18 protein-coding genes are annotated in these 21,072 nt (G+C 52.0%); 3 read left to right on the top strand and 15 right to left on the bottom strand.

The window, feature by feature from the left end; genetic code table 11:
* Positions 1-95 precede the first annotated feature (95 nt).
* The 11 genes from Q0418_RS07990 to Q0418_RS07940 all read right to left on the bottom strand — a co-directional run bounded on the left by Q0418_RS07990 (position 96) and on the right by Q0418_RS07940 (position 10,769).
* Complete coding sequence (locus Q0418_RS07990; RefSeq protein WP_298483615.1) at positions 96-254, bottom strand: hypothetical protein; 159 nt, start codon at positions 252-254, stop codon at positions 96-98.
* Position 255: 1 nt separating this feature from the next.
* On the bottom strand, positions 256-960 hold the full coding sequence (locus Q0418_RS07985; RefSeq protein WP_298483614.1) for a PspA/IM30 family protein: 705 nt from the start codon (positions 958-960) through the stop codon (positions 256-258).
* Positions 961-1,272: 312 nt separating this feature from the next.
* Positions 1,273-1,710 (bottom strand): hypothetical protein, encoded by a 438-nt coding sequence (locus tag Q0418_RS07980; protein ID WP_298483613.1) that lies wholly within the window; start codon positions 1,708-1,710, stop codon positions 1,273-1,275.
* Between the two features lie 18 nt (positions 1,711-1,728).
* The gene (locus Q0418_RS07975; protein WP_298483612.1) at positions 1,729-2,676 is read right to left on the bottom strand and encodes a GDP-mannose 4,6-dehydratase; all 948 of its coding nucleotides are present in this window, start codon (positions 2,674-2,676) and stop codon (positions 1,729-1,731) included.
* Positions 2,673-3,827 carry a glycosyltransferase gene (locus Q0418_RS07970; protein ID WP_298483611.1) on the bottom strand — a complete coding sequence of 385 codons (1,155 nt, stop codon included), beginning with the start codon at positions 3,825-3,827 and terminating at the stop codon, positions 2,673-2,675. Before Q0418_RS07970 ends, Q0418_RS07975 begins: the two co-directional genes overlap by 4 nt.
* On the bottom strand, positions 3,820-4,971 hold the full coding sequence (locus tag Q0418_RS07965) for a glycosyltransferase family 1 protein (protein ID WP_298483610.1): 1,152 nt from the start codon (positions 4,969-4,971) through the stop codon (positions 3,820-3,822). Before Q0418_RS07965 ends, Q0418_RS07970 begins: the two co-directional genes overlap by 8 nt.
* Positions 4,972-5,096: 125 nt before the next feature.
* The gene (gene gmd, locus Q0418_RS07960) at positions 5,097-6,131 is read right to left on the bottom strand and encodes a GDP-mannose 4,6-dehydratase (protein ID WP_298483609.1); all 1,035 of its coding nucleotides are present in this window, start codon (positions 6,129-6,131) and stop codon (positions 5,097-5,099) included.
* Positions 6,132-6,526: 395 nt separating this feature from the next.
* Positions 6,527-7,603 (bottom strand): mannose-1-phosphate guanylyltransferase, encoded by a 1,077-nt coding sequence (locus Q0418_RS07955; protein WP_298483608.1) that lies wholly within the window; start codon positions 7,601-7,603, stop codon positions 6,527-6,529.
* Positions 7,600-9,012, bottom strand: a complete 1,413-nt coding sequence (locus tag Q0418_RS07950) for a sugar transferase (protein ID WP_298483607.1) — start codon at positions 9,010-9,012, stop codon at positions 7,600-7,602. Before Q0418_RS07950 ends, Q0418_RS07955 begins: the two co-directional genes overlap by 4 nt.
* A 352-nt stretch (positions 9,013-9,364) precedes the next feature.
* Positions 9,365-10,285: a hypothetical protein gene (locus Q0418_RS07945; RefSeq protein WP_298483606.1), complete on the bottom strand. Its 921-nt coding sequence runs from the start codon at positions 10,283-10,285 to the stop codon at positions 9,365-9,367.
* A complete protein-coding gene (locus tag Q0418_RS07940) occupies positions 10,272-10,769 on the bottom strand; it encodes an RNA polymerase sigma factor (protein ID WP_298483605.1) in 498 nt (165 codons plus the stop codon). Before Q0418_RS07940 ends, Q0418_RS07945 begins: the two co-directional genes overlap by 14 nt.
* 372 nt (positions 10,770-11,141) lie before the next feature.
* Between Q0418_RS07940 and Q0418_RS07935 the strand changes: the two genes are divergently transcribed.
* From Q0418_RS07935 to deoD, 3 genes are all read left to right on the top strand, one after another.
* A complete protein-coding gene (locus Q0418_RS07935; protein WP_298483604.1) occupies positions 11,142-11,372 on the top strand; it encodes a hypothetical protein in 231 nt (76 codons plus the stop codon).
* 477 nt (positions 11,373-11,849) lie between these two features.
* Positions 11,850-13,271 (top strand): lipopolysaccharide biosynthesis protein, encoded by a 1,422-nt coding sequence (locus tag Q0418_RS07930; RefSeq protein ID WP_298483603.1) that lies wholly within the window; start codon positions 11,850-11,852, stop codon positions 13,269-13,271.
* A gap of 13 nt (positions 13,272-13,284) precedes the next feature.
* Positions 13,285-13,989, top strand: coding sequence for a purine-nucleoside phosphorylase (deoD, locus tag Q0418_RS07925; RefSeq protein ID WP_298483602.1), 705 nt, complete (start codon positions 13,285-13,287; stop codon positions 13,987-13,989).
* An 86-nt stretch (positions 13,990-14,075) separates the two neighbouring features.
* Here the strand turns inward: deoD and Q0418_RS07920 are convergent, their stop codons facing one another.
* From Q0418_RS07920 to dtd, 4 genes are all read right to left on the bottom strand, one after another.
* The gene (locus Q0418_RS07920; protein WP_298483601.1) at positions 14,076-14,525 is read right to left on the bottom strand and encodes a hypothetical protein; all 450 of its coding nucleotides are present in this window, start codon (positions 14,523-14,525) and stop codon (positions 14,076-14,078) included.
* Between the two features lie 565 nt (positions 14,526-15,090).
* Entirely contained in the window at positions 15,091-17,718 is a 2,628-nt protein-coding gene (locus tag Q0418_RS07915) for a cation-translocating P-type ATPase (RefSeq protein ID WP_298483600.1), read from the bottom strand.
* A 200-nt stretch (positions 17,719-17,918) separates the two neighbouring features.
* Positions 17,919-20,294 (bottom strand): carbohydrate-binding domain-containing protein, encoded by a 2,376-nt coding sequence (locus tag Q0418_RS07910; protein ID WP_298483599.1) that lies wholly within the window; start codon positions 20,292-20,294, stop codon positions 17,919-17,921.
* Positions 20,295-20,523: 229 nt separating this feature from the next.
* Positions 20,524-20,982 carry a D-aminoacyl-tRNA deacylase gene (gene dtd / locus Q0418_RS07905; protein ID WP_298483598.1) on the bottom strand — a complete coding sequence of 153 codons (459 nt, stop codon included), beginning with the start codon at positions 20,980-20,982 and terminating at the stop codon, positions 20,524-20,526.
* Between the last annotated feature and the right edge of the window lie 90 nt (positions 20,983-21,072).

Raw genomic sequence — 21,072 nt, 5'->3', positions numbered from 1 at the left:
AAATTGCAATTCATTTTTTAAAAAAATAACGGATGCAGTTACATTTTTACTGCATCCGTCTGTCATTGTATGGATTGGTGTTTTCTCAAAATCGGTTATGCCAGCCCGCACTCGTCATAATCCTTCCATTTTTCCCGGTTCACATGCCGGCGATGGGTAGAAAGGGCATATACCACAGCGGCGACACCTGCTGCGATCAAAGCCAGAACAAAGATCAAGCTGCCGATAGAAGATCTCTCAGACTTTTTTGCCATGTTACATCGTGCTCCCTTCTGTTTCCGGTTCGGTGCTGGTCTGACCCATTTCTGCCATCAGACGCTGCAGCTCTGCATCCACTTCCATATCACGCTGCATCTGCTCGAAGGTCTTTTCGTCCGCAGAATTATCAGAACCAGCCATCTCCGCAAAAGCAGCTGCCTCTGCTTCCTGCTGTGTCACTTTTTCTTCCATGCGGTTGAATTTGTCCAGAGCACTGGAAGAATCCAGACCGCCCACGGATTGCGCCAGATTTTTCTGCGTCTTTGCCATCTGAGAACGTGCAACCAGCATCGCCTGGCGGCTCTTCGCCTCTTCCAGCTTGGATTTCAGCGTCTCCACCTGTTCCCGTACCTGCGCCGTCTGGGCAGAGATCTGCTCGTACATCTGCTGATACTGCTTTACATCCTCGTCTGCCTTCACTTTATTAGACAGTGCCTTTCTCGCCAGATCCACTTCACCGGCATTGAGAGCAGCCTTTGCCTTTGCCTCCCAGTCTGCGGAAACCTTCACTGCATTGTCATACTGCCGCTTTGCGATCCGCTCGCTTGCCATGGCTTTTCCCAACGCCTGGGTCGCCTGGCTAACTTCCTTTTGCAGATCCAGAATGATCTGCTTTACCATCTTCTCCGGATCTTCTGCCCGGTCGATCATATCGTTTATGTTGGCTTTTAATACATCGCCAATTCTGGAAAAAATGCCCATTGTAAGATCCTCCGTTGTACCATTATTTCATGCGGAATGTGTTATTCTTATTATATCGTATTCCTGTGCAGTTGTCAAGAGAAATCTTACAAAAGATTTACAATTATCTTCTTTCATCGGCATTTTCTCTAAATTTTCCAGAAAAGCGGGAGGAAGCGCTCTGCATTCCGCCAAATTTCCTGTCCAAATTACTACAAAACACTTACAAGGCACAGACATCCAAAACAGATGCGGCAGATACCGCACATTGCAGTACCTGCCGCATTATCGTGGGACAGATCCGAAGATCGTGTCACGGGTTAAAATCCTTTTTCACGTTTCAGATGAATTCTCATCATCCTGCGCCGCTGTATCCTGCGGTGCTTTCAGGATCCGATCCAGGGCATTGCTGTTCAGCTGCGTAGACAGCCGCAGCCGGTTGATCTCCGCCTGCATGGTATCCATCTCCGCCGCCACACGTCCCAGAATCTTCTTTTCCTTGACCATAAGCGCTTCGATCTGTTCCTCCAGCCGCTGGATCTTGATTTCCAGCGTGCGGTTCTGGATTTCTAAAGCACGCAGTCTCGCCGCCGTGCCCCGGTTGATCTGATTCTGCCGCAGGCCAAATGTATGAATCTGGCGGGGCCAGCTCTTAATACGCTGCTCTTCCCATTCTTCCTCTGCATAGGCATCCGACGGTGCGCCATAGCCCGGTTCCTCGGGAATTTCTCCCATTTTTGCGTGTTCCAACAGTTCTTCCAGCTGTGCCATCGTTTCCGCCTCCTCTGTTCACTGTCCGATCCTGGACTTCCAGTATGCCAGGGTCTCCCCGATGGTCTGTTCCAGGGGAATTTCCGGCATCCAGCCGGTGTCTGCCTGCAATTTGGAAATATCCGCCTGAATTACCGGAACTTCCACCGGACGCAGCTTTTCCGGATCAACCTCTACGGTGATTTCCGCACCGCTCTGGGCAATAATCCGCTTCAGCAATTCTTCAATGACAATTGCTCTGCCGCTGCCCACATTGTATGTCTCACCGGACTTTCCATGCTGTACCAGCAACCCATAGGCACGTACCACATCACGTACATCGGTAAAATCCCGTGCCGCAGACAAATTTCCCACACGCATAACTGGCTCCCGCACACCGGCTGCAATTTCCGCCGCCTGCTTGCAGAAATCCGCCACCACAAACTGGGGTGTCTGTCCCGGGCCAATATGGTTGAACGCACGCACCATGACCACATGCATCCCATACGCCTTGGCATAGAGCGATCCAAACAGATTCTGGGTCAGCTTCGTAATGGCATAGGGATTCCCCGGATGTACCGGCGTGGTCTCACGTACCAGACTCGTACCTTCCGGAAGAGCGCCATATTCTTCTCCAGAACCGATCAGCAGAATCCGGGGCTGGTATCCCTCCACGTCCCGGACAGCGTCCAACACATTCAGGCAACCGTGAATATTGATATCCGCCGTCAGCTGGGGATTCTTCCAGGAATATGCCACGGAGCTCTGCGCTGCCAGATGAAAGATCACGTCCGGCCGCTGGAGCACCAGCAGTGCCTGTACCGCATCCCGATCCAGAATATCCAGGTTATACGCCTGGCATCCGGCAACTGAAACATTTTCCTGTGGCAGTTTGGTCAGGATGGTTTCCCAGCCGCAGTCCTGCACCAGATGTTCCGCCAGATAGCTGCCTACAAATCCGCCGCCGCCGATAATGAGTGCTTTCATTTCCCATGCCGCCTTTCCGCAAATTCCGCCAGCGTGGCATATACTTCATCCACCACGTTTTTCTCGTTGAATTCCTGTTTCACCCGTTCTGCCGCTGCTTTGCCGTACTTTTCCCGGAGTACCGGATCATCTGCCAGCTGCTGCATGGCTTTCGCCAATGCATCCGCATCCTCCGGCGGTACTGTGATCCCTGTGATGCCATCCAGACTCACATGGGGTACGCCTGTGGGCAGGGATGTATTGATGACCGGCTTGCCGTAAACCATGGCTTCCAGCTGGACAATGCCAAACGCCTCACTGTTGGCAACAGACGGCAGCACAAATATGTCGCAGTCCGCAAAAGCAGCCCGCAGATCTTCCTCGGAGAGATTCCCCAGGAAGTGCACACGCTCCGCCGTGCCATCCGTTTCTGTCATGCGGTGCAGTTTCTGCTCCATTTCCTCAGTGCCGTGTCCCACCAGAAACAGCTCACATCCGGTAACCTGCCGGAACGCCTGCAAGAGCACTTCAATTCCCTTGTAGTACACAAACCGTCCCACAAAAAGGATGCGCACTGTGTCCGGATTCCGCTGTATCTGCCGCAGAATGGGCTTGCGCTCCACATTCCGATATGTCTCCACATCAATGCCATAGGGGATCACTCTGCATTTTTCCTGAAACTGCGTCAGAAAAGGCGAACTGGAAATATGTCCCGGCGTTGCAGCAATGATACAATCCGCACGCCGCAGAAACCGCATGAGCAGCGGCTTATAAAACCGGAGCAGTGTTTTCTGCCGCACCACATCGCTGTGCCATGCAATGACAACAGCACCCCGATATCCCGACAACAGACATGCCAGATCCGCCAGCGGAAAGGGGACATGGATCTCCACCACGTCCGCCCACTTCGCCATCTGACGGAATTTCCGCAGAAAAGAAAAGGACAGCGGACAGGAGAAATATGTCCCCAGACTAGATGCATAGTGGACAGGAACTCCTTCCACCACACGATCCTCGCCCTTACCCTTTTCCTGACAGACCAGCACCTTTACCTCAGCACGTTCCTGCATCTTCCGAGAAAAGACACGCACCAGGCTTTCGATGCCGCCGATATGGGGATAATACGCTTTATTGACCTGCAAAATATGCAGTTTTTTCTCTTGCTCAGCCACCGCAGACCTCCTGGTATACCTCATACAGCTGCCGGGCAGAGCGTTCCCAGGAGAACTGCGCCGCACGTTTCGGCCCGGCTTCGGATAATTTCTGCCGCAATGCCGAATCTGTATACAGCTGTTCCAGCCCATCTGCAATGGAGCCAATATCGTAGGGGTCAGCCACAACAGCATCTTCCCCCACCACCTCCGGCAGAGATGCCGCATGAGTCGTCAGCACAGGTACGCCGCACGCCATTGCCTCCAACGGCGGCATCCCGAACCCTTCATAAATGGACGGAAATACAAACGCCAACGCGCCGCACATAAGGGGACAGATCTCCTCATCCGGCACATATTCCGTGAACAGCACCGACTCCTTCAGCCCCAATTCGTCTACCTTGCGGTAAATACCACTGTCCAACCAGCCCTTTCCGCCGGCAAGCACCAGATAAGGAGGCAGGGATTTTCCCTGACAAAACTGGTGATAGGCATCCATGAGCCGTTCCAGATTCTTCCGTGGCTCAACCGTGCCCAGATACAGAAAATACTCCCGGTCGATGCCGTATTTCTGCTTCACTGCTTCGATCTGCGCTGTATCCTCTACGGGATGAAACCGGTTCGTATCCACACCGCAGTATACCACACGAATCTTGTCTGCAAACTGCGGGAAATAGCGGATGATCTCCTGCTTAGAAAACTCCGAATCCGTCACAATGCGGTCGGCACGTTTCATGGACTTTTTCAGTCCCGTATCCAGCATATATTTCGTTCTGCCCCGGACTGTTTCCGGAAAGGTCTTATACACCATATCGTGTACTGTGACAACGGTTTTCCCGGCAACCTTCGGCGGTACGATATAATTGAAAAAGTGCGTCACCTGTGCCTTGTCCCCGAAATAATGCTGATAGGATACGGGCAGGAAGTTGGACACCAGCCGATAGACATAGCCCGACGCCTTTGCCCAGTGGGGCTTGACATTATCCCGGAGATAGGGTTTCAGACGTTCAATTTTGATATGCTCGTCCTTGCGGGAGAAGAATTGCAGCAGAAATTCATCCTCCGGATGCAACTTGGACAACGCCTGGATCTGTCCGGCTTCGCAGTAACCGATTCCCGTCATCCGGCAGCCAATGAGCGGCAGTACATCAAATGCAATACGCAACCTTTTTCAACTCCATTCGTACAGCTTTCGTAAAATTCCGTAGGGGCGGCTATCAGCCGCCCGATCACTTGACAGTTACAACACGGGCGGATGATATCCGCCCCTACAATCAGACGGAATGTCTTTTAAACATTCTGGCACTTCAGTTCATGTTCTACCAGCGCCAGGTCATTCTTCACCATACGCTCTACCAGTTCCGAGAAGGGGATCTCACGCTTCCAGCCCAGAACAGACTCTGCCTTTGCCGGATTGCCCAGGAGAACATCCACTTCCGCCGGACGGAAGAACTTCTTATTGACCTTGACGATGGTCTTGCCGGTGGCCTTGTCGATACCGATCTCATCCACACCGGAGCCCTGCCACTCTACTGTAATACCGGCATGTGCGAAAGCAGTTTCCACGAATTCCCGGACAGTACGTGTCTCGTTGGTGGCAATGACATAATCATCCGGCTGATCCTGCTGGAGCATGAGCCACATTGCACGGACATAATCCTTGGAGTGACCCCAGTCACGCTTGGAATCCATATTGCCCAGTTCTACGCAATCCTGTACGCCGCACTTGATGCGTGCTACTGCGTCAGTGATCTTTCTAGTGACAAATTCCAGACCACGGCGCTCGGACTCATGGTTGAACAGGATACCGGAGCAAGCGAACATGCCGTAGCTCTCACGGTAGTTCTTGGTGATCCAGTGACCATACAGCTTTGCCACGCCGTACGGGCTTCTCGGATAGAAGGGGGTCTTTTCTGTCTGAGGCATTTCCTGTACCAGACCGAACATTTCGGAAGTGGATGCCTGATAGAAGCGGCATTCCGGCTTTACTGAACGGATAGCTTCCAGCATATTGGTAACGCCCAGAGCGTCGATCTCAGCCGTTGCCAGAGGCTGTTCCCAACTGGTAGCAACGAAGGACTGTGCAGCCAGGTTGTAAACCTCGTCAGCCTGAGAGATACGCATAGCTGTGATCAGGGAGATGACGTCAGTCATGTCAGCATAGATGAAGTGGATCTTGTCCTTGATGTGCTCCACGTTGCCATAATCCACAACGCTCTTGCGGCGCATAATGCCGTATACTTCATAGCCCTGTTCCAGCAGCAGTTCTGCCAGATAAGAGCCGTCCTGTCCTGTGATACCTGTGATCAGTGCATGTTTACTCATAATAAATTCCTTTCCTTTCACCGGAAATGGTTCCGGAGAGATTGTAATTGATATGATAATGCTTGCTGCAAAAAGGCGAACTTTATGCGCTAGCAGAAATTTAATTTTGTTGCCATGTTGCAAACGTCCCACCGGGACGTTTGCAAGATTTTACTTGATAAGATGGTTTTACAAGGAGGGGCGGTCTTGTTCGCCCCTCCTCGAAAAAGCTGTCGCTTTTTCTCACCACCCTCTCCGTGCGCCGAAAGTACGGCGCAGGGTGTTTCGCCGTCTGCGGACGGCGACCAGGGCTCCTCGCCCTGGACCTCGCCAGCATTTTTGAAAAATTGCTGGACCAAAAAACTTCATTGCCGCCTGCGGCGATATGCTTTTAACGTCTACTGTCTAAAATCCACTCACACCAGCTGATTCCGGTTGCAGATCTTCAGATTCTCAATAACCTTCTTCACATCCTGTGTGCTATCCTTTGCGCAAATGAGCACGGCATCATCCGTGTCCACCACGATCAGATCCTCTACGCCCACTGCTGCAACGAGCCGCTTTCCGCCGCAGATGGTACTGCGTTCCGTACCGATGGTGATAACGTCACCCTCAATATAGTTGCCGTACTCATTGGTGGAATTGATGCGCTCCACTGCAAGCCAGTTTCCCACATCATCCCAGCCAAAACTGCCCGGCAGGGTGTAAATATTCTCCGCCTTTTCCATAACACCGAAGTCAATGGATTCGCTGCGGAATGCCTGATACTCTGTCTCCAGCACGCTCTCATAATCCGCCGTGCCCACAGCCGCCTCGATACGAGTCAGACCGTCGTAAATATCCGGCATGAGCTTCTGGATATTCGCCAGAATGGACGAGGTTTTCCATACAAACATGCCGCTGTTCCAGAGATAGCGGTGAGACGCCAGATATTCCTTTGCTGTCTCCAGATCCGGCTTTTCCACAAACCGCTCTACCCGATACACACCCGGCATTTCCAGGGCGGTATCCCGTGCGAAATTGATATAGCCATAGCCTGTCTCCGGATAGGTTGGCGTAATGCCGATGGTCACCAGATTCTCGTCCTTTTCCGCCACGGCAACTGCCTGGCGCAGGGTATCAATGTACATTTCCTCATAGCGGATCAGGTGATCCGACGGCAGAACCAGCATCATGGCTTCGCCGTACTTCTTGCGGATCACTGCCGCAGCCAGACCGATACACGGCGCTGTATTGCGTGCGCACGGCTCTGTGAGAACATTCTCCGCCGGCAGGGATGGGAGCTGTTCCTGAACCAGTGCCGCATAGCTGACGTTGGTCACCACAAAGATATCCTCCATGGCCACCATGGGAAGAAGCCGCTTTACGGTTTTCTGGATCATAGTTTCTCCGTCCTTTGTCAGAGAGAGAAACTGCTTCGGATAATTGGTGCGGCTCTTGGGCCAGAAGCGTTCGCCTCTGCCGCCAGCCATAATCACTGCTGTAATCTTCATGATTGATCTCCTTTATCTTGCTTCTGCATCTGCTCCATATGCTCCTGATGCAGCAATTCCTGTGCATCGTGGGCATTTGCTTCCTCGTTTGTCTCACCGGGGAACAGTGCAGTTTTCAAAGTCATGAGAATAATACGCAAATCTAAAAAAATGGAGTAATTTTCAATATACATCAGATCCATTTTCAGCTTGTCATAGGGCAGGGTATCATAAAGCCCTGTCACCTGGGCATAGCCTGTCAGCCCGGCCTTGACGTGGAGCCGGAATTCAAACTCCGGCATGGTCTTTTCATATTCCTGCGCCAGCTCAGGACGTTCCGGTCTGGGTCCCACCACAGACATCTCTCCCCGGAGAATATTGATAAGCTGCGGCAATTCGTCCAGACGGCATTTCCGCAGGACACGTCCTACCTTAGTGATACGGTTGTCGTCCTCTTTTGCCAGCTGGGGACCGTTTTTCTCAGCATCCACCACCATGCTGCGGAATTTATACACATAGAATTCCCTGCCGCCGATGGTGAGGCGCTTTTGCTTGAACAGCACCGGACCGCCGTCGTCCAGCTTAATGGCAATGGCAGACAGCAGCATAATGGGTGACAGCAGCACCAGAAATACCACGGAAAACAGCAGGTCAAAGATCCGTTTTCCCAGCTTCTGTTCAAAGGTCAGACCATAATTGCGGCAGAGCAGCAGCGGCGTATCAAAGAGCCGGATCTCCTCTGCACCTCTTAAAATAATATCCGAAATTTTCGGTGCAATATACGCCCGTATATTTTTGGCAAAGCAATATTTGATCAGATCGTTTCGCTGGGCACCCGATACCTCGCAGAGAATAATACCCTCATAGCGTTCAATGGCATCATAGATCTGCTCCGGCTCTGCGTCGGCGCTGACGGATTCGCAGATCATATACTTGTCCACACGGCGGCTCATTTTCAGCACCAGTTCCGCTGCATTGCGGTCGCCGTAAACGACCACAAGCTTCCGCGGGGGATAGATTCGAAAATAGAGCTTGTTGATGAACACGATCCACAGAACCAGCACGATCAGATCCGCACCGGTCAGAAGCACCATGGGCACCACAGCAGAAAAGTCACGGTTTACTACGCTGATCTGAAAATAGGTCAGCAGATTCACGCAGAAAATAGAGAGGGTCTGGGAATAGAACATATCCGTTCGTTTCAGATAGCCGATCTTCAGACCGCCGAAGGATTTTGCAAACAGCAACACCAATACCACATAGATCAGGATCATCACCCAGTTGCCGCGCCGATAGAAGGGCAGCAGAATGGCATCGCTATAGCTGTGATACCAGACCCATGCGAATCCGCCGGCATAGAGACTCACCAGCAGAACTGCCGCAAAAAACGAAAAGATCCGTTTAAACTGATCTCGGTTATTTTTCTTCATATGGTAAAGGCACCGGCACATCCGCTGTATCAAGCGATCATGCCGGCACATCTCACTTTCCAAAAGGATCTCGCCGGCATCTGCCGGCAGTGCCATACTCAATTGAATACAGCATACACCTTTATTATAGCAGAACAGCCGCTATGCTGTCAAGCTTTTCCGGCATTTTTCATAGGATTTTCGGCTGAGAGAACAAAATAGCAGCGGAAACTGTGCAAAGTCCATTCCGCAAATCAACCTTTCATGTCATAATCGCCAAAAAATCGACGCCACGGCAGATTGTGACGTCGATTACCAGTTGTCATTTTTTCATTTTCCCCTATTTGGCAAATGCATAAGAACCACTGCGCCGTTACTGCGCGGCAGTAAAAATATAATAGGCATCCTCACCGGCATACTGTACTGCAAGCTGCTGTGCCGGGTCAACACCCTCCATGGCGTAGATCAGAACCGTATATGTTCCGTCTGTTTCCGCGCCGCTGGTCACGCCATAGCCCAGATATTCCAGTCCCTTTCCTGCGGTCTCCGCATACTGGGTATCATAGCGAACGCCGTCCCAGGTGAGCTTATAGTACAGATAAATATTCTGGCGGATGGGAATATCCGTATGTGTTTCCGGCATGTCATTGCTCTCTGTCGGCGCAGTCGTTGCCGCAGGATCTGTGGACAGTTCCTGACCCGGTGCAGTTGTCACCCCGGACTTTGCCGTTGTCTCTGACGCCGGTGCCTCTGTTTGTGCTGCTGTTGTCGCTGCCACAGGGACTGTTGTAGTCTGACGGTGCACCTGTCCGGAAACCTGACCGGTCACTGCCGGCTGATTTCCTTCTAACACTGCTGCCGATTCTGTCTCCGCATACGCTGCGCCCGAAGCTGCTGTCTGCGTCTGCACCGCTTCTGTATCCGAATGCGCCGCAGTCACTGTCTCTGTCCGGAGTTCCGTCTGGTCCTCCAATACCGTCCCAGAAGTAGCTTCCTCGGAAACTGCGGCGGTTGTCACCGCATCCGGCGTTACTACCTGGAGCTGTTCCGTTCCGCCCTGAGGCATTCTTCCATGCAGCGATGCCGCCGCAACAACGACACACATCAACGCTGCGGTACAAATTCCGGCAGAAGTCTGCCAGCGGAGATACCATGGGCGTTTTTTCACCGTTTCCTGTGATGCAGCACGCCGCATGATCTCCAGATACATCCGATCCTTTGCCGCTTCGTCCGGCTTAATCTGCTCCAGCGCCTGCTGCAGCAGGCGTTCCATTTGTTCTTCATGATTCGGCATCCAGCTCACCTCCCAGCGACTTGGACAACAGCTTTCTGCTGCGATGGAGCAGCGAACGGACTGTTGCCTCTTTTTTTCCCAGCATCCCGGCAATCTCTGCCCCGGAATACCCTTCATAATAAAATAAATACACGACTGTTTTATATTGATCCGGCAAATCCATCACTGCCGACAATACGGCAGAATCCTGATCCGGCGGTTCTGATGTCCCCATGGCAGCCTCCCAGTCCTCGACCTCCTCACGCTTGGAATGCGACCAGTGCCGCAGCGCATTTTTACAGAGATTCGAAGCTGTGACGATGAGCCACGCCCTTGCGTGTTTCTCATCCGCCCAGAGCTGGGGCTGATCCATGGCACGCACAAATGTTTCCTGGGTCAGATCCTCCGCATCCATCTGGTTTTTCATCCGTATGTAACAAACACGATATACCGTATCTACATGCCGTGCATAGAACTGCGCAAATGCTGTCATGTCCTGCGGCATGAAAACGCCTCCTATCGCTTTCCAACAAAACTCGCCCGAAAGCTCATTCCGGTACAACTTTCCGGTTCTGCGTTCTTTTTCGCCAGAAACCGTTCCCCTCTTTTGGGCACTTTTTAGGAACCGATGACATTCGTCAAACTTCCCTAGGATTTTTAAACGTACCCTTTTAGTATACCGCATTTTTATCAACATGATATGTATATATTATGTCAATCTGTAAAAATAATCAGATTGAACGATATTGCCTTGACAATATTCCAAAGGATATCCCTATACCCCGGCATATTGCCCGAAGATCTGCTTTCACAGATTCATAAGCTGCCATAGCACCGAAGCCGCAGCAAACGACTTCGGGCACAGCAATCGGAGGAAATGGAAAAAACAAATAATAACCCTTTCGGCAGAATCCGCATGGCATATTCCAGACTATATCCGGTGTCCGACTTCTGCGCTGGCGAGCGCATCCCTTCTGAAGCCTTGGCGGTGACAGCCAGCACCATGCACGATGCTGTCCCTTCTGCTGTCCCCACAGCCGGATATTATGGCATATTCCATGTGGATTCCGCAAGCCGTTCTTCACAGCCTGGAAAAATCCCTTCATAATGGATACAATCGAGGGCACCGAAATGTTGCATCCTCCAAAAAAATTTTTTCGTTTTGTATGATTGCACAAAAGTAAATTTCATATTTTGTGCGGTTTTTACATTTTTTGCATTCTTCAGGACTTTCAAAAAAAAACGTTTTCTTTTCGGAAATTTTATGTTATAATACATTTATAAAGGCAATACCGCACAAAGATTGCGCGTTAGATGCGCCGTCAGATTTTTCGTCATATGAAACAAAAAGCGCAGTGAATACTTTGTGTATTCACGAGCATTTTTGTAAAATATGACGGAAAATATGCAAGCATATGACGTGCAAAGCCGATAGGCGGTCTTTGTGCGGTGTTGCCTAAAGAATGTGGAATCAGGAATGGCGGTATCGCCTGCGGCGATACATAAAAAACAGATATTCCGAATTTCCAACGCCTGATTTCAAATTAGATTCGTATCAACTGCAAAAAACATAAGGTGGTCTTTCATGAACAAATACAAAAAGCTCGTTTCCAACACTCTGGTTTTTGCCATTGGTTCCTTTGGTTCCAAGATCCTGCTCCTGCTGCTAACCCGGCTTTATACGGGAAATATCAATCCGGGCGACAACAGCACCAAGGAGCTGCTGGAACTGACGGCGAATTTCCTGATCCCCATTATTACATTTTCCATTGCAGACGCCGTCATTCGTTACGGCATCGACAAGAACTTTGACAACCGGAAAGTCTTTACTTCCGCCTGTATCACAGAGCTGTTCGGCATCGGCATTCTCATCTTGCTGTCTCCTTTGCTGAATCTGCTGCCCTATACAGAAGGGTATGTCATTCTGCTGGTGATCTACTGTATCACCTCAGGATTCCGGCAGATCGCCTCCCAGTTTGTCCGGGCACGTGGTCTGGTGAAGCTCTTTGCTATGGATGGTATTCTTGCCACCCTGACCCTGTTTATCTTCAACGTGACATTCATTGCGGGATTCCACCTGGGCGTCACCGGCTTTATGATCTCTGTCATTCTGTCCGACCTACTGTCGGGTATTTTCCTGTGGGCAGTGGCAGGACTGCAAAAATTCTTCCGTCCCCGCTATATGGACCGGAACATGCTGCACACCATGCTGCGGTTTTCCATACCCCTGATTCCGTCGGCGCTGCTGTGGCTGGTCACCGGCTTCTCCGACCGGCTATTCATCCGATACATGTCCGGACCGGATGGTCTGGTGGGCGAAACTGCCGCCGGTATCTATGGCGTTTCCACTAAGATCCCGAACCTGATTTCCACCATTTCTACGATTTTCTTTCAGGCGTGGAATATGTCCGCCATTGAAGAAAATGATTCCCGTGACCGAAGCCGGTTTTACCATCGGGTATTTGACGCATACCAGTCCTTTATGTTCATTGCCAGCGCCGGTCTGATCGTCTTTGTACAAATCCTCTCCAACATCCTCATTAACTCCGATACCTACCCCGAATACGCTACAGCATATCGGTACACACCGGTGCTCATCGTCGGCGTACTCATGATGTGCTTCAACCAGTTCCTCAGCAGCGTCTACTCTGCCACCCAGCACACCACCCATTCCTTCTGGACAAGCCTTGTGGCGGCAGCAGTGAACATTGTGCTGAACATCATCCTGATCCACCTGTGGGGCATTATGGGTGCGGCAATTGCCACCTTTGTCAGCTATTTCGTCTGCTACTGCATCCGCATTGTGGATGCCCGGAAGTATGTGCCTTTCCCGGTGAACCACGCCAAATTTGCCGCAAACACAGCTGCACTGTTCCTGCTGGGCATTGTGGTGGTAGAAGAGCCGCCCATGTGGATCCTTATCCTGACTGTAGGATTTGTATTCATGATGCTGTACAATTTCAGTGCTGTGACACAGACTCTGGCACAGCTGAAACGAAGAAAATAAGGAGGTCTTTCTTATGGCAACACCACACAACGCCGCCGCAAAAGGCGATATCGCAAAAACCGTTCTCATGCCGGGGGATCCGCTCCGGGCAAAATTCATTGCGGAGCATTTTCTGGAAAATGCCATCTGTTACAACACGGTCCGAGGCATGTATGGCTACACGGGAACTTATCACGGCGTACCCATTTCCGTCCAAGGCAGCGGCATGGGCATGCCGTCCATCGGCATTTATTCCTACGAGCTGTACCACGAATATGATGTGGAACGCATTCTCCGTGTAGGCACTGCCGGAGGTGTGGCAGACCACATCCAGCTCCGGGACGTGGTACTGGGACAGGCAGCATGTACCGATTCCAACTACGCCGCACAGTATCATCTCCCCGGCACATATGCCCCCATTGCATCCTATGCACTGCTGTCGTTGGCTGCGGATGCGGCAAAAAAGCTGAATATTCCTGTTCATGTGGGGAATCTGCTCTCCACTGATGTTTTCTACAACGAGCCGAGTCCTCTGCCCCAGTGGGCAAAAATGGGCGTTCTCGCCACAGAAATGGAAGCCGCCGCATTATATATGAATGCCGCCGCTGCCGGAAAGCAGGCGCTCTGTATTGTCACCGTGTCCGACTGTCCTCTCCGGGGCGAAGCCACCACTGCGGAAGAACGGCAGACATCCTTCACCGACATGATGCATCTGGCGCTGGAAACGGCTATTAAGTAATCATAAATAAGCAAAAACCGCTCTGTATTCCGATAAAATGGGAATTACAGAGCGGTTTTTTGGTTCATGATAAGTACAGTTCCGGCTTATGCACCGGCATCTGCCTCCTGTTCTGCGGTGTAGTACACATCGTCATACATTTTTTCATAGAGACGGATGAGTGCCTGGTTGGTCTCTTCCCGTTCCTGCACGATCTTCTGGATGGCGGCGATCTTTTCCACGCAGGCTTCATTCTCCGAAGCCGGCGCTGTGGGCACCTTTTCCAGCTTTTCCATGGCAAGGGTAATATAGGAAGTATCCTCCCGGATCTGTTTCAGTTCCTCGAAAATCTGCGCCGCTGTCAGATTCATGGGCGCTTTTGTTTCGCTGTTAGACATCATAACGGTTTCCTCCCGTTCACCGGGCGGGCACGTCAGACAGATGGTATTCTCATCCACAAACCGTGCCCTTCCCTTTTTCACAAGACCTTTTGCCCGTTTCGGATAGGTCGGTTCGTATACATTTCCCTGCAAATCAATGACAGTCATACATTTCATAACAGGATGATTCCTTTTTTATACGAATTCCTTAAATGGAAATAGATAAAATTGCGAGCAGAAATTTTGACAGTCTAGGAGAATACCGCAAGATGGGCTTTCGCCCATCGAGGATATTCGACAACGAATGGCGAAATTTATGCCGCAAGTTTATCTATTGGAGTTTGAGGGATTCGTATTAGTATCGGACGCTGTTTTTTGTAATGGGTGCCTTCCCCTGTCCGGTTTTATTATAACATAGGGAAAAGGTCGGTGTCAAGATGTTTTTGCGGTAGAACACACAAATCAATTTTTGTAAAATATGAATTATTGTAGGGGCGACCATTGGTCGCCCGTTGCGGTTTGCCTGGATTCTTGGCGGGCGAACAATGTTCGCCCCTACATAAAATGATTCATTTTACAGCATATAATTTAAAATTTGATTTGCGTGGGGTAGAATGTCATTTGCAGTATTCTGTAATATCTAAAAATATTTTCTATCTGTTGTCAAAAAGGTTGCCTAACAAGATTCTTGAAAGTGGTAAAGCAATCCATCACCCAAGGCGATACCACAATTATGCATTCATCACTCCCTCTTCTTCCGTTTGCCTGTAAATAGCCCGAATATAGAACTGCACAGGGGCACTGCCAGAGAAAATCCAGCGGCAATCCCCAGCTGCTGTCCTGTCAGGAGCACTGTGGAAAAAATCACCCGGAGCATGGGCACATAAATTGCCGCAGCCAGCACCGCCAGAGATACCAGCACAGCCCCCACCAACCACAGGTTATTGCCGTAATGCATGGAAAACAAAGTGCGCCGTTCCGATTTACACTCAAACACATGTACCAGCTGGGACAGGATCAGCGTACACAACGCCGCCGTCCGTGCCGCCTCCAGCGTGCCGCCCATGCGTGCTACAACGGAAAAGGATCCCAATGTACCGATGCCAATGAGAATGCCCCGGAAAAAGATACGTCCCATAAGTCCATCAGAGAAAAAACTTTCATCCGGCTTTCTGGGCGGTTTTTGCATCGCCTCCGGTTCCGGCGGCTCCAGACCCAGCGCAATCGCCGGCAGACCATCTGTCACCAGATTCACCAGAAGCAGCTGGGTGGGCAGCAGCACCACAGGCATTCCCATAAGGATTCCCAGAAACATGGTGAGTACTTCGCCGATATTGCAGGATAGCAGATACCGCACGAACTTTCGGATATTGGCATAGACACATCGTCCCTGCTCCACGGCATCCACCAGCGTGGCAAGGTTATCATCCGTAAGCACCACATCTGCCGCCTGACGTGTCACATCCGTACCGCTCTGCCCCATTGCCACGCCCACATCTGCCTCTTTGATTGCCGGCGCATCGTTCACGCCGTCACCGGTCATGGCAACAATTTCACCCCGGCGGCGATAGGCACGCACCAGCCGCAGCTTATGCGCCGGATTCACCCGGGCAAATACGGCATACTGATCGAGACAGGTATCCAGCTGGGCATCGGTCAGAGCGTCCAGTTCTTCCCCGGTCATCGCCTTTTTTCCCCGGAGAAGCCCCGCCTGTTTTGCAATTGCCGTAGCTGTATTTTTGTGATCGCCGGTAATCATGACCGTGCGGATCTGCGCCCGTGCACAGGTGCGGATAGCAGTCCGTGCGGCTTCTCTGGGAGGATCCAACATACCTGCAAGCCCCAGATAAATGCAGGTGGAGCCGTCCTGTTTCGCAAAGGCAAGTACCCGGAGTGCCTGATCAGACAGCGCCAGCACCTGTCGGCGGATCACAGCCTTTTCCGACTCTGTCAGGGGTACAACCCTGCCGCCTTCCATCTGAAAGCTGCACAATGGAAGAATACAATCCGCCGCACCTTTCCAATATGTACAGGTTCCTGCGCCGTCGGAGACTGTCACGGACATGCGGCGTGTTTCACTGTCGAAAGGCTCCATATGCTGCACCGGATGAGTACGCAGCAGCTGTTTCCGGGAAATACCGCCCTTTTCCGCCGCTACCAGCAATGCCACCTCAGTGGGATCTCCTGTGGCACTCCAGGTGCCACGGTCTGTACGTGCGCTGCGGTTGCGCTGGGATTTTTGTGGAGCTTCGCTGTGAATTTCCGCTGTACTGCACAATGCACCGCAGGTGAACAGTTCCCGTAGTGCCGGCTTCGAAGCCGGGTTTACCCCATGGCCTTCCTGCAAAATTGCCCCTGCCATCTGGAGACCCGTTCCTGTGACGGAAAATTCCTCACCGCCGGCAATGACATGGGTCACAGTCATGCGGTTTTCCGTAATCGTTCCGGTCTTATCGGAGCAGATGACGCTGGCACAGCCCAGGGTCTCCACACTATGGAGACGATTTACCAGTGCACCACGCTTCATCATCCGGCTGACTGCCAGTGCCAGAGCAATGGTCACAGTTGCCGGAAGTCCCTCGGGAATGGCTGCAATGGCAATGGTAATACCTGTCATGAGCATATCAAATACCGGCTCACCACGAAGCACCCCGGCGAGAAATACGGCAGCGCAGACACCCAGACAGAGTAATGCCACTACCTTTCCCAGACCGGCAAGGCGTTTTTGCAGAGGTGTCATTTCCTGCTGGACGTCCTGGAGCATGGTGGAGATCTGCCCCATCTGGGTGCGTATACCCGTGGCAATGACTGTAGCTTCAGCGCTGCCCCGGAGTACCGCTGTGCCGGCATAGACAATATTTTTCTTGTGTAGGTCGTTCCGGGTATCATCGGGACTGCCTGCCTGTTTAGAGACCCCTTCGGATTCGCCAGTGAGTATGGATTCGTTCACAGCGAGCCCGGCGGCACTGGTCAGTGCGGCATCCGCCGGAACATTGTCACCGGCTTCCAGACGAATGGCATCACCGCAGACCAGTTCCCGTGCCGGAATGGTCTGCCATTTTCCGTCACGACAGACAGCAGCAGTGGGCGCCGTGAGATTCCGGAGGGATTCCAGGGTTTGCTCCGTGCGGAATTCCTGCAAAAAGCCCAGGATCGCATTCAATAGCACAATGAGGATAATGGTGACAGCGTCCGTGAGTTCCCCGAGAAAGGCAGAAACTGCGGTGGCTGCCAGCAGGATCATGACCATGACATCACGGAACTGACCGAGGAACATCCGCAGGGGGTGCAGTTTTGCAGCGGCGGCAAGCTCATTTTCACCATCCCGGCGCAGCCGTTCCTGCGCCTGTTTGGAGGTTAGACCGGGCATAGAGATTCCCTCTTTCTACAGTGTTTTGTCACATGTATATGCCGAACAAGGGAAAAGCATGACCAAAAGAGAATAATAGTTTCCATTGCATCGATACAATTTCTTCTCCATTCTCAAAAATACCATACGACAAAATGCGCACAGGCTATTTCACCCGTACGCATTTCATCTATCCAAGAAGACTACTTCGAGTTGTCAAATTATTGCAGCGTCCCGTTATCCGGCTGCATCTTGCCGCCGAAATCACCCTGACGTCCGCCGCCACGCATACCGCCGCCCGGCTGCATACCACCCTGCATACTGCCGGAGCCGCCATTTGCTGTCACTTCTGTACCGCCGGTGACAGTGCCGCCCTGACCGAAGCCGTCCTCGTTGTATGTACCGTTATAGGTGCCGCCCACCACAATGGTGAACGCCTCTGCGGACGCATCGCCAATGCCGAAAATCACATCCGAAACTTCCTTGGGCGTTGTCACTGCAGCAAGTACAGTTCCGTCCTCACCCACAATACAAATGGAATCCCCGGCAGAAGCGCTGCAATTGGTGGCAACGAGACAGCCGCTTTCGGGATATTCCATCATACCCCGACTGGACAGTGCCAGTAGCGTGCCGCCACTGTATGTCGCAGTACCGTTGGCATCCATGGAGCCGTCTCCGCCGCTGATGGGACCGCATACGATCACCGTGCCGCCGGTCATATCCCAGGTGCCGTTGGAGTCCAGACCATCCCCATCGGCACAGACATACAGATAGCCGCCGGAAATGGTCATGGCATGGCTCTCTCCAGTACCACCGGTGTTCAGACCATCGTCAGAAGCGTTCAGAATACGGACATTGCCGCCGCTGATGGTCATATTCGCCTTGGATTCGATGCCTTCCGTGCACTGCTGTATGGTGATATTGCCGTCAGAGATCGTCAGATCGCCGTGAACGCTGATACCCTTGTTATCCGAGGTGATATCCAGATCTGCGCCGTCAAACAGGGCTGTTCCTGTGGCATGAATTGCGTGGTCTGTGGAAACAATAGTACAGCTGCCGCCGCTGAGGGTCAGATTGCCGCCGCATTTGATGCCCTTGCTGGTGGCATTTTCTGTTGCTGTGGTATCCGCAATATCTGCCGTATCTGTCAGGGTGTCAGCATTCCAGTTCACCGCCTGCACCAGACCATAGACAGTCTGCGCTGCATCACCATTTTCGCCGGCAGGCACTTGTCCCCCTGGCATTTCCGGCGCAGCTCCATCGGGTCTCTGCCCGCCTGGCATCTGAGGCATTTCTCCGTCCGGCATCTGTCCGCCAAAACCGCCGTGCATACCGCCGCCGAAATCATCTTGTGCCGATGCAGCCACTTCACCAGTGGTGACAACACTGACTGTGCCGCCGGAGAGCAGCAGATCGCTGTCTGCCTGAATGCCATCCTGGGAACTGGTCACATCTACTGTACCATCCTGCATATCAAAAACACCTGCACAGTGTACCCCGTCCTCAGGCGCATCTATGGAAACCGTGCCGCCGGTGATCTCCACATCACCGCTGCAATGCACACCCTTTGCACTGTTCGCCTCACCGGTCTCTCCATTTACAGCCGTACCGCTGCTGGTGAGAACATAGGTGCCGTCCTGAATCCACACCAGAGTTTCTGCCTGGAGACAATCGCCCCCAGCCTGCACAGAGACATTGCCCTGTTCCAGCTGAAGAAAGCCCTTTGTGGTATCCGCAGTCTCAGTGGATTTGATGCCGTCATTTCCGGCAGTGATATCCAGCTCAGCCCCGAACATTGCCACGCAATCCTTGCCTTTTACACCGTTTTCCACAGCGTCCACTGAAATTTTACCGCTTACCAGCTTCAGATCATCCTTACAGATCAGACCATCTGCGCTGTTGCCGCTGACCGTGAGTGACCCGGCGCCGTTGATGGTAAGCTTATCCTGTGCATACAAAGCGCAGGGGTCGATTTCCTGAGAACCAATGAGGTATGCGGCATTTGCAGCGCTGTCCGCCAGAATATTTTCCGTATCCGCTGCCAGAGAAACAATGGTGCGCTTCTCATTGATGCATACCAGCGCTGGACCGGCGGCGTTGGTGATCTTCACGCCGTCCAGATAGAGTTTTACCTTTTCCGCACCAGTCACCAGCACCTGACCATTGGTGAGCATTCCGGTAAGGCGGTATGTTCCGCCGGCGGTGATGCTGATCTGATCGCCGTCCACTGTAACCGCATCTGCATTGCTGCCGGAAACAGCTGTGGCACCGTCTTTCAGGGTAATCTCCCCATCGAAGCTGTCATACGTACCGCAAAGGTCGTCCTCATCGGCAGTCACGCCCATACTCCCTGACTGCACTGCGGAAAGCGGTTCGCCGCTGATAACATCGGCACTTTCCTCTGTCGTATTCTCTGCATTTTCCTCAGCGGCAGATTGTGTCACGATACTTTCCGCTGTCTCCGTATCGTTCTGTGCGCATCCGGTACAAGCCAGCATTGCAGCAGTTGCCATGCACATTGCCCAGGAGAAAATTTTCTTTTGCATTGTCCGCACGCTACCTTTCTTATCCGGTACCCCAAAGTTGTTTTTCATCATGTGCAAAACTCCTCTTTTTTATGGCAATACCGTGCAAAGCCGTCAGACGCTCTTTGTGCGGTGTTGCCTTATAGTGTACCCAATTCCCTGGCGTGTTTCCATCTTTTTTCTATGCTCCAATTATCACATGTTTTTATGGAAATTACGTGAAAATCCTGCGTGCAGACGTTAAAATCCAGCTGAAATCCAATCGTATAAAGGCAGCACTGCGCTTCGATAACCCTGCTTATCAGGAATGCATCCCCAGTTCCGCAGAGTCCAGCACTACCGTAAAGGGACCGTCATTGCAAAGCTCCACCTGCATATCTGCGCCGAAAATACCCGATTCCACCACGGGAACGGTCTTTTTGCAATATGCCTTGCAGGCTTCGTACAGTGCCTCTGCCTGCGCCGGCGGTGCTGCCTGGACAAAACTGGGACGGTTTCCCTTACGGCAGTCGGCATACAGGGTGAACTGGGATACCAGAAGCAGTCCGCCACCCACATCCTGGAGGGAAAGGTTGATCTTATCGTTTTCGTCGGAAAAGATCCGCAGACGCATCATCTTATCTGCCATTTTCTCCATGATCAGCTCGTTGTCATCGGGGCCGATTCCCAGCAGTACCAGAAATCCCTGTCCGATCTTCCCGGTGATCTCGCCGTCCACCGTAACGCTTGCGTGTTTCACACGCTGAATGACCATACGCATTGTTCTTGTTCTCCTTTATTTTTGGCGGTATTGCCTTGGGCAACACCGCACAAAGAGCGCCTGACGGCTTTGCACGTCATATGCTTGCAT

Source organism: uncultured Ruminococcus sp. (genome assembly GCF_937915125.1).
Classification (GTDB): Bacteria; Bacillota; Clostridia; order Oscillospirales; family Ruminococcaceae; genus Ruminococcus_C.
This window is presented reverse-complemented; position numbering and strand designations above follow the sequence as displayed.